The sequence below is a fragment of the Caminibacter profundus genome (assembly GCF_054657155.1).
Genome location: NZ_BAAHXC010000003.1, coordinates 1 through 15,478 on the forward strand (window position 1 = coordinate 1; position 15,478 = coordinate 15,478).

At 32.9% G+C, this 15,478-nt stretch carries 12 protein-coding genes and 6 tRNA genes; all 18 read left to right on the forward strand.

All coding sequences use genetic code 11. The features are described from left to right. Nucleotides 1-471 precede the first annotated feature (471 nt). A tRNA-Thr gene (locus ACYQ1U_RS07900) sits at nucleotides 472-548 on the forward strand. A 28-nt stretch (nucleotides 549-576) separates the two neighbouring features. Continuing rightward, nucleotides 577-662, forward strand: a tRNA-Tyr gene (locus tag ACYQ1U_RS07905). Between the two features lie 3 nt (nucleotides 663-665). After that, nucleotides 666-742, forward strand: a tRNA-Gly gene (locus ACYQ1U_RS07910). 114 nt (nucleotides 743-856) lie between these two features. After that, nucleotides 857-931 (forward strand) — tRNA-Thr (locus ACYQ1U_RS07915). A gap of 61 nt (nucleotides 932-992) precedes the next feature. Further along, nucleotides 993-2,192 (forward strand): elongation factor Tu, encoded by a 1,200-nt coding sequence (tuf, locus tag ACYQ1U_RS07920; RefSeq protein WP_459886479.1) that lies wholly within the window; start codon nucleotides 993-995, stop codon nucleotides 2,190-2,192. Nucleotides 2,193-2,219: 27 nt separating this feature from the next. Further along, nucleotides 2,220-2,372 (forward strand): 50S ribosomal protein L33, encoded by a 153-nt coding sequence (gene rpmG, locus ACYQ1U_RS07925; protein ID WP_459886481.1) that lies wholly within the window; start codon nucleotides 2,220-2,222, stop codon nucleotides 2,370-2,372. A 50-nt stretch (nucleotides 2,373-2,422) separates the two neighbouring features. Next, nucleotides 2,423-2,499, forward strand: a tRNA-Gly gene (locus ACYQ1U_RS07930). 3 nt (nucleotides 2,500-2,502) lie between these two features. Beyond that, nucleotides 2,503-2,578: transfer RNA gene (locus tag ACYQ1U_RS07935), tRNA-Trp, on the forward strand. Between the two features lie 29 nt (nucleotides 2,579-2,607). After that, entirely contained in the window at nucleotides 2,608-2,796 is a 189-nt protein-coding gene (gene secE / locus ACYQ1U_RS07940; RefSeq protein WP_459886484.1) for a preprotein translocase subunit SecE, read from the forward strand. An 8-nt stretch (nucleotides 2,797-2,804) separates the two neighbouring features. After that, complete coding sequence (gene nusG / locus ACYQ1U_RS07945; protein ID WP_459886487.1) at nucleotides 2,805-3,344, forward strand: transcription termination/antitermination protein NusG; 540 nt, start codon at nucleotides 2,805-2,807, stop codon at nucleotides 3,342-3,344. A 10-nt stretch (nucleotides 3,345-3,354) separates the two neighbouring features. Continuing rightward, a complete protein-coding gene (gene rplK / locus ACYQ1U_RS07950) occupies nucleotides 3,355-3,780 on the forward strand; it encodes a 50S ribosomal protein L11 (protein WP_459886489.1) in 426 nt (141 codons plus the stop codon). Between the two features lie 41 nt (nucleotides 3,781-3,821). After that, complete coding sequence (gene rplA, locus ACYQ1U_RS07955; RefSeq protein WP_459886492.1) at nucleotides 3,822-4,523, forward strand: 50S ribosomal protein L1; 702 nt, start codon at nucleotides 3,822-3,824, stop codon at nucleotides 4,521-4,523. Nucleotides 4,524-4,606: 83 nt separating this feature from the next. Beyond that, nucleotides 4,607-5,092 carry a 50S ribosomal protein L10 gene (rplJ, locus tag ACYQ1U_RS07960; protein ID WP_459886495.1) on the forward strand — a complete coding sequence of 162 codons (486 nt, stop codon included), beginning with the start codon at nucleotides 4,607-4,609 and terminating at the stop codon, nucleotides 5,090-5,092. Nucleotides 5,093-5,118: 26 nt separating this feature from the next. Beyond that, a complete protein-coding gene (rplL, locus tag ACYQ1U_RS07965) occupies nucleotides 5,119-5,493 on the forward strand; it encodes a 50S ribosomal protein L7/L12 (protein ID WP_459886497.1) in 375 nt (124 codons plus the stop codon). Nucleotides 5,494-5,574: 81 nt separating this feature from the next. Beyond that, the gene (gene rpoB / locus ACYQ1U_RS07970; RefSeq protein WP_459886500.1) at nucleotides 5,575-9,714 is read left to right on the forward strand and encodes a DNA-directed RNA polymerase subunit beta; all 4,140 of its coding nucleotides are present in this window, start codon (nucleotides 5,575-5,577) and stop codon (nucleotides 9,712-9,714) included. After that, nucleotides 9,701-14,212, forward strand: coding sequence for a DNA-directed RNA polymerase subunit beta' (gene rpoC, locus ACYQ1U_RS07975; RefSeq protein ID WP_459886503.1), 4,512 nt, complete (start codon nucleotides 9,701-9,703; stop codon nucleotides 14,210-14,212). Before rpoB ends, rpoC begins: the two co-directional genes overlap by 14 nt. Before the next feature lie 101 nt (nucleotides 14,213-14,313). Further along, a complete protein-coding gene (gene rpsL, locus ACYQ1U_RS07980) occupies nucleotides 14,314-14,697 on the forward strand; it encodes a 30S ribosomal protein S12 (RefSeq protein ID WP_123352888.1) in 384 nt (127 codons plus the stop codon). A gap of 236 nt (nucleotides 14,698-14,933) precedes the next feature. Continuing rightward, nucleotides 14,934-15,404, forward strand: a complete 471-nt coding sequence (rpsG, locus tag ACYQ1U_RS07985; protein ID WP_459886506.1) for a 30S ribosomal protein S7 — start codon at nucleotides 14,934-14,936, stop codon at nucleotides 15,402-15,404. The last annotated feature ends 74 nt before the right edge of the window (nucleotides 15,405-15,478 follow it).

A 15,478-nucleotide genomic window follows, 5' to 3' on the forward strand; every position in this document is an offset into this window, starting at 1 on the left:
AATCCCTTATCTAATTTTCTTCCCATATTGAATATTATACACTATCTATTTGAGATTTGGTATTATCCAAAAAATCATTTTTCAGTAATATCAATAATTTTAGCTTGTATTTTGCTAAGGTATGGCTCAATGTAGTAAATTTTTTCTATTTCAACTTAAATTCTTTAAATTTTAAGAAAGTTTACATAAGAAAAAATAAAAAATATAGTAAAAAATTGATAAATTTTTTAATTTTTAACCTAGCTCTACTCCTGCAGGCAGATAGGCTCCAGACTATCTAGACCACCATAAAAATGCTGGTAGACATGTTTTTCGATGGTCTGATAAGTTCTTAAATTTTAAATTTAGATTATATTCTTTTTTATTTTTAAAAAAATTGAATTTTTTTTCAAATTTTTTTCGAATTAGCTTGAAAACTCTTGACTTTAAAAATTTTTTTTCTTATAATTTCAATCCACAACGACAGGTTGTGCCGGCGTAGCTCAGCTGGCTAGAGCAGCTGATTTGTAATCAGCAGGTCGGGGGTTCGAGTCCCTTCGCCGGCTCCAGTCGTATTCAGCGTTTGACCAGTTAAATGGTGGGGTTCCCGAGTGGCCAAAGGGGACGGGCTGTAAACCCGTTGGCGTTCGCCTTCGCAGGTTCGAATCCTGCCCCCACCACCATGAGCGGGCGTAGCTCAGTTGGCTAGAGCGTCAGCCTTCCAAGCTGAGGGTCGCGGGTTCGAGTCCCGTCGCCCGCTCCAGTCATGACAAACTGGGAGCTGAGCAACTTCGATAATGCAATGTTGTCTGCTCATAAACTCCCAAAAGTAATTTATTGTTTTAATTTATTTTAAAACATTGCTAGCAGTGTTTTTGCCCATATAGCTCAGTGGCAGAGCACTTCCTTGGTAAGGAAGAGGTCGCCGGTTCAATCCCGGCTATGGGCTCCAGCAAGGCCTTGTTGGAGTTCATAAAAGAGCTTATTTTAAAAATTTTAAATGGAGGAATAAAATGGCAAAAGAAAAATTCCAAAGAACTAAACCACACGTTAATATTGGTACTATTGGACACGTTGACCATGGTAAAACTACTTTAACAGCAGCTATTTCTGGTGTTTTAGCAATGAAAGGTTTTGCTGAAATGAAAGACTATGACCAAATCGATAACGCACCAGAAGAAAGACAAAGAGGTATTACTATTAATACATCTCACGTAGAATATGAAACTGAAAATAGACACTATGCACACGTTGACTGTCCAGGACACGCAGACTATGTTAAAAACATGATTACTGGTGCTGCTCAAATGGACGGAGCTATTCTAGTTGTTGCAGCAACTGATGGTCCTATGCCACAAACAAGAGAGCACATTCTTCTTTCAAGACAAGTTGGTGTACCAGCTATTGTTGTGTTCTTAAATAAAATGGATATGGTAGATGATGAAGAGCTTCTAGAACTTGTTGAAATGGAAGTTAGAGAACTTTTAAGTGAATATGATTTTGATGGTGATAATGCACCTGTAATTGCAGGTTCAGCTCTTAAAGCTCTTGAAGAAGTAAAAGCTGGTAAACTAGGTGAGTGGTCAGAAAAAATTATGGAACTAATGAATGCAGTTGACGAGTATATTCCAACTCCAGAGAGAGACACTGAAAAAGATTTCTTAATGCCAATTGAAGACGTATTCTCAATTTCAGGAAGAGGTACAGTTGTAACTGGTAGAATTGAAAGAGGTATCTTAAAACTTGGTGACGATGTTGATATCGTTGGTTTCAAAGAAACAAGAACTACAAAAGTAACTGGTATTGAGATGTTTAGAAAAGAAATGGATGAAGCTCAAGCTGGTGATAACGTAGGGGTACTTCTAAGAGGTATTGGAAAAGATGAAGTAGAAAGAGGTATGGTTCTTGCAAAACCTGGAAGTATTACACCTCATACAAAATTTGAAGCAGAAGTTTACGCATTAACTAAAGAAGAAGGTGGTAGACATAAACCATTCTTTAATGGATATAGACCACAATTCTACATCAGAACAACTGACGTAACTGGTACTATTCAACTACCAGAGGGTGTAGAAATGGTTATGCCTGGTGATAACGTAAAATTAACTGTAGAACTAATTGCTCCAATTGCACTAGAAGAAGGTACAAGATTTGCTATCAGAGAAGGTGGTAGAACTGTTGGTGCTGGAGTTGTTACAAAAATTATTGAATAAGGTTTTGCCTTATTTTAAAGGATAGTGATGAGAGAAATTATTCATCTAAAATGTACTGAGTGTGGTAGATTTAATTATCATACAACAAAAGAAAAAAGAAAACATCCTGAAAAGTTTGAAATTAGAAAATATTGCAAGTGGTGTAATAAACACACTACTCATAAAGAATCTAAACTTTAATTTGGGCTTTTGCCCTTTCATTCAAGCCTATTAAAACTAGGTTTGAATGAGCGGGCGTAGCTCAGTTGGCTAGAGCGTCAGCCTTCCAAGCTGAGGGTCGCGGGTTCGAGTCCCGTCGCCCGCTCCATATAGGGCAGTAGCTCCAATGGTAGAGCGGCGGTCTCCAAAACCGCTTGTTGGGGGTTCGAGTCCCTCCTGCCCTGCCATTAAATGCCAATTTTTGGAAGAGGTTAAAATGGGAAGATTTAAATCTTTTATTAGTTATATAAAACTAGCAAAAACTGAACTAGATAAAGTAATATTTCCAACATCTAATGAAGTAAAACAAGCTTTTATTTCTGTAATAGCAATAGTAACTATTGTAACATTGTTTTTAAGTTTTATTGATTTAATAATGAGAGGAATACTTAAAGTAGTATTATAAGGATAAATATGGCTGAAAAAAATAAAGAGTGGTATGCACTTCAAGTATATTCAGGTAGTGAACTTGCTGTAAAAAAAGCTGTTGAAAATTTAAAAAAAGAAATGCGCTTAGAAGATAGAATTGGTCAAATAATAGTACCTACAGAAGAGGTTATAGAAGTAAAAAATGGTAGGAAAAAAATATATGAGAGAAGTATATATCCTGGATATGTGTTTTTAGAAGCTGATTTGGATACTGCATTATGGCATAAAATACAATCTCTTCCAAAAGTTGGTAGATTCATTGGTGAATCTAAAAAGCCAACTCCTCTGAAAAAAGAAGATATTGACTTAATTTTACAAAAAGCAAAACAAAAATCGGCACCTAAGCCTAAGGTTAGCTTTGAAGAAAATGAAATTGTAAGGATCATTGAAGGTCCTTTTGCTAACTTTACGGGTGAAGTTGAAGATTTTGACTATGAAAAAGGTATGCTAAAACTAAACGTGACTATTTTTGGTAGAAGCACACCAGTCGAAATACATTACACAAAAGTAGAAAAAATCGTATAAAGGATAAGGGATGGCAAAAAAAGTAGTAGAAGTATTAAAACTTCAAATCCCAGCAGGTAAAGCGAATCCATCACCTCCTGTAGGTCCAGCTTTAGGACAAAGAGGTATTAACATTATGGAATTTTGTAAAGCTTTCAATGAAAAAACTAAAGATATGATGGGCTTTACAGTTCCTGTTGAGATTACTGTATATAGTGACAGAAGTTTCACGTTTATTACAAAACAACCACCAGCAACAGATTTACTAAAAAAAGCAGCTGGAATAACTAAAGGAAGTAGTAATCCTTTAAAAGAAAAAGTTGGAAAAATTACAAAAGCTCAGCTTAGAGAAATAGCTGAAAAAAAATTACCAGACTTAAATACGGATGATATTGAAGTAGCAATGAAAACTCTTGCAGGAAGTGCAAGAAGTATGGGAATAGAAATAGTAGACTAATACCACTTGTGTGGAAGTAGAAAAACTACGTAGGAGTGAAAATGGCAAAAAAACATGGTAAAAGATATCAAGAGCTTTTAAAAAAGATAGATAAAGATGTTTATTCATTAAAAGAAGCTGTTGAAAAAATAAAAGAATTAAAGTCAGCAAAGTTTGATGAAACAGTAGAGCTAGCACTTAGACTTGGTGTTGACCCAAGACATGCAGATCAAATGATTAGAGGAAGCGTAGTACTTCCTCATGGAACAGGAAAAGAAGTAAAAGTAGCAGTATTAGCTAAAGATGATAAAGCAGAAGAAGCTAAAGCAGCTGGGGCTGATATAGCTGGAGAAGAAGAAGTTCTTGAAATGATTCAAAATGGAAACTTAGATTTTGATATCTTAATAGCAACTCCAGATATGATGGGTAAACTTGGAAGATTCGGTAAAGTATTAGGGCCAAAAGGTCTTATGCCAAATCCAAAAACAGGAACTGTTACAGTTAATGTTGCTCAGGCTGTAAAAAATGCAAAAGCAGGTCAAGTTAACTTTAGAGTAGATAAAAAAGGAAATATGCACGTAGGTATTGGAAAAGTAAGTTTTACACCTGAACAATTATTTGAAAACGCAAAAGCTTTTGTTGAAAAAATTAATAAAATGAAACCGGCAAGTGCTAAAGGTAGATATATTCAAAATGCAGCACTAAGTCTTACAATGAGTCCAAGTTTAAAATTAGATGTAAATGAATTAGCTGAATATAAATAGGCTTTTTGCCTAAGTCCAAGTGACTTAGAAAGCAGGTGGGATATTCCCTTAATACCCTGCCGAGTCTAAGAGAAAGGAGCTTTATGAAAAAAAAGTTAAAAAAGCAAATAGTTGAAGAACTTTCAAAAGAATTTACAAATGAAGCTAGTGTATTCTACGCTGACTTTAAAGGTCAAACAGTAAAAGAATTAGAATCTTTAAGAAAAGCTGTTAGAGAAGCAGGTGGAAAAACAAGAGTTATTAAAAATACTCTTGCAAGAATTGCTTTTAAAAACAATGGCATTGATGTTGACTTTGAAGAAAACAACATTTTTGTATGGGGTGAAGATCAAATCACTTTAGCAAAAATTATTACAAAACATGCTGCGGCACATAAAGAAACATTTAAAATTAAAGGTGCAGTAGTAGAAGGTGAATTAAAAGACGCAGCTTATGTAGATGAAATAAGCAAACTTCCAACTAAAGATGAATTACTTGGAATGGTTGCATTTATGATGAAATCTCCAATTGCAAAATTTGCATGGGGACTACAAAAATTAATTGAAAAAAAAGAACAAGAACAAGAATAATTAAATAAAAAATAGGAGGAGTAGTTATGGCATGTACATTTGAACAAATTTTAGAAACAATTGAAAACTTAACAGTTAAAGAACTAAACGAATTAGTTAAACTTTTTGAAGAAAAATTTGAAGTTAGTGCACAACCAACTGTTGTAGCAGGAGCAGCAGGTGGAGCAGCAGGTGGAGCAGCTGAAGAAAAAAGTGAATTTGATGTAATTCTTAAAGATGCAGGTGCTAAAAAAATTAATGTAATTAAAGTTGTAAGACAAATTACTGGTGCAGGACTTAAAGAAGCAAAAGAAATGGTAGATGGTGCACCAACTACACTTAAAGAAGCAGTGAGCAAAGAAGAAGCTGAAGAAATCAAAAAACAACTTGAAGAAGCAGGAGCTACTGTAGAACTTAAATAATTTCTTTCTTGCTTTTTTTTTATTTTTTTGATATAAATACCATTTCGAACAAAATCTACAAATTCTCACCCAGGAGAGCCTATGCTAAACCAATTAAAATCAGCTAATAGATTAAGACTTGACTTTTCAAAAGTCCCTCAAATATTGGATATCCCGAATTTACTACATTTACAACAAAACTCTTTTCAAGATTTTATAAATTTAAAAGAACCTGAAAAAAGTGGTATCCATAAAGTGTTTAAGTCAATGTTTCCAATTACAGATGCACAAAATAGAATAACTTTAGAATATGCTGGAATCGAGTTTAAAAAACCAAAATATACAGTTAGAGAGTGTATGGAAAAAGGTCTTACATATTCTATTCCAATTAAAATAAAAGTAAGATTAATAGTTCATGAAAGAGATGAGAAAACTGGTGAAAAAATTGGTATAAAAGATATAAAAGAACAAACACTTTTTATTAGAGATATACCTTTAATGACTGAAAGAACTAGTTTTATTATAAATGGAGTTGAAAGAGTAATTGTTAATCAATTACACAGAAGTCCTGGAGTTATTTTTAAACAAGAAGAAGCTCAAAATTCAAATAAGTTATTATACTCTGCACAGATTATTCCAGATAGAGGAAGTTGGGTATATTTTGAATATGATGTAAAAGATGTATTGTATGTAAGAGTAAATAAAAGAAGAAAAGTTCCTGTAACAATACTTCTTCGTGCAATGGATTATAGCAAAGAAGACATTTTAAAAATGTTTTATCCTATAATTGATATTTATATAAAAAATAATAAATTTTTAATGCCTTCAAGTCAACTTGAAGTAGGAAAACTTGATTATGATATAAAAGATGAAGATGGAAATGTAATACTTGCTGCTGGTAAGAGACTTACAAGAAGAAAACTTAAAGAAATTCAAGAAAAATATGATTTAGTTGAATATCCTATTGAAATTCTTTTAGATAGACATTTAGCAGAACCAATTTATGATCCATTAACTGGTGAAGTGTTATTTGATACTTTAACAATTTTGAATGAAGTTAAACTTAAAAAGATTGCAGAATCACAAATTGATTCATTTAAAATAGTAAATGATTTAGCTGACGGTGTTGATGATGGAATTTTGAAAGCATTTCATCAAGATATAGAAACACTTAAAATTCTAAAACAGACTGAAGGAATTGAAAACGAAAATGATTTAGCTAGAATTAGAATATATAAAGTTATGAGACCTGGGGAACCTGCAAACCCACAAACTGCAAAAGAATTATTTGAAAAACTATTTTTTGATCCGGAAAGATACGACTTAACAAAAGTTGGTCGTATGAAAATGAATCATAAACTAGGACTTAACGTTCCTGATGAAGTAACTGTTTTAACATATCAAGATATTATTAAAACTATTCAATATTTAATTGGTGTAAAAAATGGTATAGGTCAGATAGATGATAGAGATCATTTAGGAAATAGAAGAATTAGAAGTATCGGAGAGTTACTTGCAAATAAACTTCAAGATGGTCTTGCTAAAATGCAAAAAACTATTAAAGATAAAATGACTACTATTACAAATGTAAATGATCTACTTCCAATGGATTTAGTAAATACTAAACTTGTAACAACAACTATATTAGACTTTTTTGCTACGGGTCAATTATCACAGTTTATGGACCAAACTAACCCGCTTAGTGAAGTTGCACATAAAAGAAGACTCAGTGCTCTTGGTGAAGGTGGTGTAACTCGTGAGAGAGCAGGATTTGAAATCCGTGACGTACATCCTAGTCATTATGGAAGAATTTGTCCTATTGAAACACCTGAGGGACAAAATATTGGTCTTGTAAACACACTTTCAACTTATGCAAAAGTTAATGAGTTTGGGTTTATTGAAGCTCCTTATAGGGTTGTAAAAGATGGCCGTGTAACAGATGAAATAGTTTATTTAACTGCTACACAAGAAGAAGAAAAAGTAATAGCACCTGCAAGTGTGAAAATTGATGAGGAAACAGGTGAGATATTAGAGGACTTAATCGAAGCAAGAAAAGATGGTGAAATTATTTTAGTTGATAAAAAAGAAGTTGATTTGTATGATTTGAACCCTAAAATGATTGTAGGGGTTGGAGCATCGCTTATTCCATTCTTAGAGCATGATGACGCAAACAGGGCATTAATGGGTTCTAACATGCAGCGTCAAGGTGTGCCACTTTTAAGAAGTGAGGCGCCACTTGTTGGTACTGGAATGGAAAAATATGTAGCACGTGATGCGTGGCAAATTGTAAAAGCAAAACGTGGTGGAAAAGTTATTAAAGTTGACTCTAAAAATATTTATATTCTTGGCGAAGATGAAAACGGAGCATATATTGACCATTATGGACTTGAAAAATATCTCAGAACAAATCAAAATACATCTTTTGATCAAAGACCTATTGTAAAAGAAGGAGATATTGTAAAAGCTGGAGATGTAATTGCAGATGGTCCGAATATGGATAATGGTGAAATTGCTCTTGGTAAAAACGTTCTTGTAGCATTTATGCCATGGAATGGATATAACTTTGAGGATGCTATTGTACTTAGTGAAAGAATTATTAAAGATGACGTTTATACATCAGTACATATTTATGAAGAAGTTTGTGAAGTTAGAGAATTAAAACACGGTTTAGAAGAGCTAACAAATGATATTCCGGGAGTTAAATCTGAACATTTACAACATCTTGATGAAAGTGGAATTATAAAAGTTGGAACATATGTAAAACCTGGTATGATTCTTGTAGGTAAAATCTCACCAAAAGGTGATGTAAAACCAACACCTGAAGAGAGACTACTTAAATCAATTTTTGGAGATAAATCAGGTCATGTAGTAAATAGCTCACTATATGCACCGGCAAGTATGGAAGGTGTTGTAATTGATGTTAAAGTTTATACGAAAAAAGGTTATGAGCTTGATGAAAGAGCAAGACGTGCTTATGAGGAAGAAAAGCAAAAAATTGAAGATGTATATAAAAATAAATTAAGTATTATTGATAAAGAAGAAATTTTAGCTCTTGCAACTCTTTTATCAAGTAAACCACTTGCAAAAGACTTAAAATTAAACGAAAGAGCTTATAAAGCTGGAGAAAAAGTTTCAAGAGATGAGTTAGAAAACATTAATAAATTTTTACTTTTAAGTTTAATTGAATATTATGATGAGGAGACAAAACAAGAATTTGAGAATATTAAAGTTAAATATCAAGCAGAAAAAGAAAATATTAGACGTGAATATGATGAAAAAATTGAAGTATTAGAAAGAGATGATATCCTGCCAAACGGTGTTGCTAAAATGGTAAAAGTATATATTGCTAATAAAAGAAAAATTAAAGTTGGTGATAAAATGGCAGGTCGTCACGGTAACAAAGGTATTGTAAGTGTTATAGTTCCAGAAGAAGATATGCCTTATATGGAAGATGGAAGAACTGTAGATATTGTTTTAAATCCACTTGGGGTTCCATCAAGGATGAACATTGGGCAGATTCTTGAAGTTCACTTAGGTCTTGTTGGTAAAAAACTAGGAGAACAACTTGAAAAAATTTTAAAAGAAAAACAAGAAGATTATATAAATAAACTTCGTGAGAAAATGAAAGAAATTGTAAGAGTGGCTCATTTTGGTGAACATTATGAAAAATTCCTTGATAGCTTAACTAACGAAGAGTTATTAAAATATGCAAGAGACTGGGCAAAAGGTGTTAAATTTTCAACTCCTGTTTTTGAAGGTGTGACAGAAGAAGAGTTTAAAAAATTATTTGAGATGGCAGGAATTCCAGAAGATGGCAAAACTCAGCTGTATGATGGTAGAACTGGTGAGCCTATCAAAGAGAGAGTAAATGTAGGTTATATGTACATGATGAAACTACATCATCTTGTTGATGATAAAGTTCACGCAAGAAGTATCGGTCCTTATTCACTTATTACTCAACAGCCAGTTGGTGGTAAGGCGCTATTTGGTGGACAAAGATTTGGGGAAATGGAAGTATGGGCACTTGAAGCATATGGTGCTGCATATAACTTAAAAGAAATGTTAACAACTAAATCAGATGATGTTGAGGGTAGAAATAAAGCATATAGAGCTCTAACTCGTGGTGAAAATGTTCCTATTGAAGGTCTTAGTGAAACTTTTTTTGTTTTAAGTAAAGAATTAAGAGCACTCGGACTAGATTTAGAGTTTTATAAAAAGGAAGAGGACAATGAAGAAATTTAAATATATTAAACTTGACTGGGACGAAGAGAATAGACCGCAAGATATAGATGCGGTTCAAGTTAAGATTGCAAGCCCGGAAGAGATTCTTTCTTGGTCTCACGGGGAAGTTAAAAAACCTGAAACTATTAATTACAGAACTCTTAAACCAGAAAGAGATGGGCTTTTTTGTGCAAAAATATTTGGTCCTATTAATGATTATGAGTGTCTTTGCGGTAAATATAAAAAAATGCGCTACAAAGGAATTGTTTGTGAAAAGTGTGGTGTAAAAGTTACTACTTCTAAAGTAAGAAGGGAGAGATTTGGACATATTGAACTTGTAACACCTGTAGCGCATATTTGGTATGTATCTAACCTTCCAAGTAGAATTGGTACTCTTCTTGATATTAAAATGAAAGATTTAGAGAGAGTACTTTATTATGAAGCATATGTAGTATATGAACCAGGCGACGCTCCTGTAAAAAGAGGAGATGTATTAGTAGAAGAAGAGTATAGAAAACTTGTAGACCTTTATGGAGATAGTGGTTTTCATGCAGAAATGGGTGCTGAAGTTATTAGAAAAATGCTTGAAGAGCTTGATTTACCAGAAATGTACTATACATTAAAAGAAGAACTAAAAAATACAAAAAGCGAAGCTAGAAAAAAAGATATTGTTAAAAAACTTAAAATTGTGGAAGGTTTCTTAAATAGTGATAATAGACCTGAGTGGATGGTTATGTCTGTAATTCCAGTACTTCCACCTGATCTTAGACCTCTTGTAGCACTTGATGGAGGAAAATTTGCAGTAGCAGATGTAAATGACTTATATAGAAGAGTGATTCATAGAAATCAAAGATTAAAAAGACTTATAGAACTTGATGCACCTGAAATTATTATTAGAAATGAAAAGAGAATGCTTCAAGAAGCTGTTGATGCATTATTTGATAATGGAAGACGTGGTAATACAATTAAAGGTGCTAATAAAAGACCACTTAAATCTCTAAGTGATATTATTAAAGGTAAAACTGGTAGATTTAGACAAAACCTTCTTGGTAAAAGGGTTGACTATTCAGGAAGAAGTGTTATTGTAGTAGGACCAAATCTTAGAATGGATCAATGTGGGCTTCCTAAAAAAATGGCGTTAGAGCTATTTAAGCCACATTTAATTGGAAAACTTCAAGAAAAAGGATATGCAACTACAATTAAGCAAGCAAAAAGACATATTGAAGAAAAAACACCAGAAGTTTGGGAGTGTTTACAAGAGATTGTTGATCAGTATCCAGTATTATTAAACAGGGCACCAACTTTACATAAATTATCAATTCAAGCATTTCATCCAGTTTTAATTGATGGGAATGCAATTCAATTACACCCTCTTGTTTGTGCTGCATTTAACGCAGACTTTGACGGTGACCAAATGGCAGTTCACGTACCATTAAGTCAAGAAGCAATTGCTGAGGCTAAAATTTTAATGTTAAGTAGTATGAATATCTTGCTGCCAGCTTCAGGTAAGGCTATTGCAGTACCATCTCAAGATATGGTTCTTGGAATTTATTATATTTCTCTAATTAAAGATGGAGTTAAAGGTGAGCATAAGCTTTTTGCTAACCCAGAAGAAGTTTTAATTGCATTTGATGAGGGTGCAGTTGATCTGCATGCAAGAATTAAAGTGAAAGTAAAAAGTGAAATTGTTGAAACTACTCCTGGTAGAATGATTTTATACTCTATTACACCTGATTTTGTTCCAGTTGAGATGTATAATAAAATAATGAAGAAAAAAGATATAGCAAATCTTGTAGATTATGTATATAAAGTAGGTGGATTAAAAGTTACAGCTGAGTTTTTAGATAAACTTAAAGATCTTGGATTTAGTTATGCAGCAAAAGTTGGGGTTTCTATTTCTATGGCTGATATTCTTGTTCCGGAAGAGAAACCACAAATTATTAAAGAAGCTCTTGAAAAAGTTAAAGAAGTTCAAGAACAATATAAAAAAGGTCTACTTACAGAGCAAGAAAGATATAACAAAATTATTGATATATGGACAAAAGTGGATAATGATATTAAAGAGAAACTTCTTGATCTTATGAAAAAAGATAAAGAAGGATTTAACTCAATTTATATGATGGCGGATTCAGGTGCTAGAGGTAGTGCAAGCCAGATTAAACAGTTAGCAGGTATGAGAGGTCTTATGGCTAAACCAAATGGTGAAATTATTGAAACACCTATTATCTCAAACTTTAAAGAGGGATTAAATGTTCTTGAGTTTTTCATTTCAACTCACGGTGCTAGAAAAGGTTTAGCAGATACTGCTCTAAAAACAGCAAGTGCTGGGTATCTAACAAGAAAACTTGTTGATGTTTCACAAAACTTTAGAGTTATTATGGAAGATTGTGGAACACATGAAGGAATTGAAGTTACTGATATTACTGATGGGTCAACTTTAGTTGAATCTCTTGAAGAGAGAATTTATGGAAGAGTATTAGCAGATGATGTTTATGACCCAATTACAAATGAAGTTCTTTTTACAGAAGGTACGCTAATTACTGAAGAAGAAGCTAAAGAAATAGTTAGAAAAGGTGTAAAATCTGTAAAAGTAAGAAGTGCACTTACTTGTAAATCACCAAAAGGTATATGTGCTAAGTGTTATGGAATGAACCTGGCTGAGAGACGTCTTGTAAAAGTAGGAGAGGCTGTTGGTATTATTGCGGCTCAAAGTATTGGTGAACCTGGTACTCAGTTGACTCTTAGAACATTCCATACAGGTGGTATTGCTGGTTCAACTCAAGAAGAAAGACAAATTGTAGCAAGTAAATATGGATATATTAGATACTATAATATTGAAACATATGACAGAGATGGTAAAAAAATTGTTGCTAATAGAAGAAATGCAGCAGTTTTATTAGTTGAGCCAAAACTTAAAGCACCTTGTGATGGTGTTGTAAAAGTAGAAACTCAACACGAAGAAGTTATCGTTGAAATTCATTGTAATGATGGAGCAGTTAAGAGATATTCTCTTAGAAAAAATGATATTGTAAAAGGTACTGAGCTTGCAGGTATTGCTGGGAAAACTGAAGGAAAACTTTATATTCCTTATAAAGATGCACCAGTTAAAAAAGATGATGCCATTGTAGAAGTAATTAAAGAAGCATGGTATGTACCTCAAAGAATTCCTTATGGGGCTGAACTTAAAGTTGATGACAATGAACCAGTTCCTATGAAGGTTGAAAGCAAGGCAAGTGGTATTGTTAAATATTATAAATTGATTGGTGATCATCTTGAGAGAGTTTATGATCTTAAAGCTGGAACTGAAATTGGTAAAACAAATGAGTTTAAAGGTCTATTTGCAGTAATTGTTGATGAAAATGATAGAGAAGCAGATAGATATTATATTGTAAGAGGAAGTAGGATATTAAAAGATGATAATGCTAAGATAAAAGCAGGGGATACTATCGCTGAACCAATTAATGGAGAGAGTAAAATAATTGCTGAATGGGATCCATTTGCTAATCCAATCTTAGCAGAAGCAAATGGTGTGGTTAAATTTGAAGATGTAATCGATGGATTTACTGTAACAACTCAAATAGATGAGCTTACAGGTGAATCAAGAATTATTGTAAAAGAGTATTTACCAAAAGGATATCATCCAAGAATTTTGTTAGCTAGTGAATCAAAAGTTTATGAATATGTACTTGAACCTAAAACAGTTATTCATGTTCAAGAAGGTACGGAAGTTAAACAAGGTGATGTTTTAGCTAAAACGCCTAAAGCTGTTGCTAAATCAACGGACATTACCGGAGGTCTTCCAAGAGTTAATGAACTATTTGAAGCAAGACGTCCTAAATCTCCAGCGATTATTAGTGAAATTGATGGAATTGTAAAATTTGGTAAATCAATTAGAGGAAAACAAAGACTTATAGTTGAGGGTGAGAGTGCAGTAAAAGAATACTTGGTTCCAGCAGATAGACAAATTTTAGTGCATGATGGTGATTTTGTTCATGCTGGGGAGAGACTAACAGATGGGCAAATTTCTAGTTATGATATTTTAAATATTTTAGGAGAAAAAGCACTTCAACAATATATTGTAAGTGAAGTTCAAAAAGTTTATAGATTGCAAGGTGTTAATATTAATGATAAACATATTGAACTTATTATCAATCAGATGTTAAGACAAGTAAGAATTGTTGATAGTGGTGATACTAAATTTATTGAAGGAGATTTAGTAAGTAGAAAAATGTTTAATGAAGAGAATGAAAGAATTAAGAAATTTGGAGGTGAACCTGCTATTGCAGAACCAGTGTTAGTAGGTATTACAAGAGCTGCAATTCAATCTGATAGTTTCATTAGTGCAGCTTCTTTCCAAGAAACAACAAGAGTACTTACAGAAGCTAGTATTCAAGGAAAATTTGATTATTTAGAAGACTTTAAAGAAAATATTGTTTTAGGAAGAGTTGTACCAGTTGGTACAGGAATGTTTTATCACAAAGATAGAGATCTTAAACTAGACCACGGAGAGGATGAATAATCCTTTTCCTTTTTATAAGGAAAAAATAGTTTGTAAAAAACACTAAATCTTGATATAATTCCGCACTAAAAACTATTCAAATTTCACGAAAAAGGAAGCAAATGCCTACTATAAACCAATTAGTTAGAAAAGGTAGAAAAAAAGTAATTAAAAAATCTAAATCACCGGCACTTGTAAGCTGTCCTCAAAGAAGAGGGGTTTGTACAAGAGTTTATACAACAACTCCTAAAAAACCAAACTCAGCTTTAAGAAAAGTTGCAAAAGTTAGACTAACTTCAGGATATGAAGTAATTAGTTACATTCCTGGTGAAGGTCATAATCTACAAGAACACAGTATTGTACTTGTTAGAGGTGGTAGGGTAAAAGACTTACCAGGGGTTAAATATCATATCGTGAGAGGTGCTCTAGATACTGCTGGAGTTAAAGGTAGAGTACACTCAAGAAGTAAATACGGTACTAAAAAAGCAGACGCAGGTAAAAAGTAATTAAGTAGATAAGTGGTTAAGCAGGTGAGTAGATAAGTTGTAATATATTTATAGTTGGTTTTGGTTATAGTAGGAGCGATATTAAATGGACAATGTAAAATGCAAAATGGAAAATGATTTTTATCAATTTTCCATTTTAAATTGTTTAATTTTCCATTGAATGAGCTCCTCACTGCCAAAAAAGGTAGAGTAAGTCCTGTAGTTGCAGGAAAAAAACTGAAGAGAAGGAGATTTTAATGAGAAGAAGAAGAGCGCCAAAAAGACCGGTAATGCCAGATCCGGTATATAATAGTGAAGTAGTTACAAAATTTATTAATAAAGTTATGTGGGATGGTAAAAAGACTTTAGCTGAAAGAATTGTATATGGTGCAATTGAAAGATTAGATGGTAAAGAAGAAGGAACAAAAGGTATCGATATATTCTTCAAAGCTATTGAGAATGTAAAACCACTTCTTGAAGTTAGAAGTAGAAGAGTTGGTGGGGCTACTTATCAAGTACCTATGGAAGTTAGACCTGAAAGACAACAAACTCTTGCAATTAGATGGATAGTTGACGCGGCAAGAAATAGAAATGAAAGAACAATGATAGAAAGACTTGCAAATGAATTATGGGATGCTGCAAATGAAAGAGGAGCAGCATTTAAGAAAAGAGAAGACACTCATAGAATGGCAGAAGCTAATAAAGCATTTGCTCATTATAGATGGTAATAATCAATTGAAAATTGAAAATGGAAAATGGAAAATGATTAAACTTTTCCTTTTCTTTTTTCTTCATAGCCTAC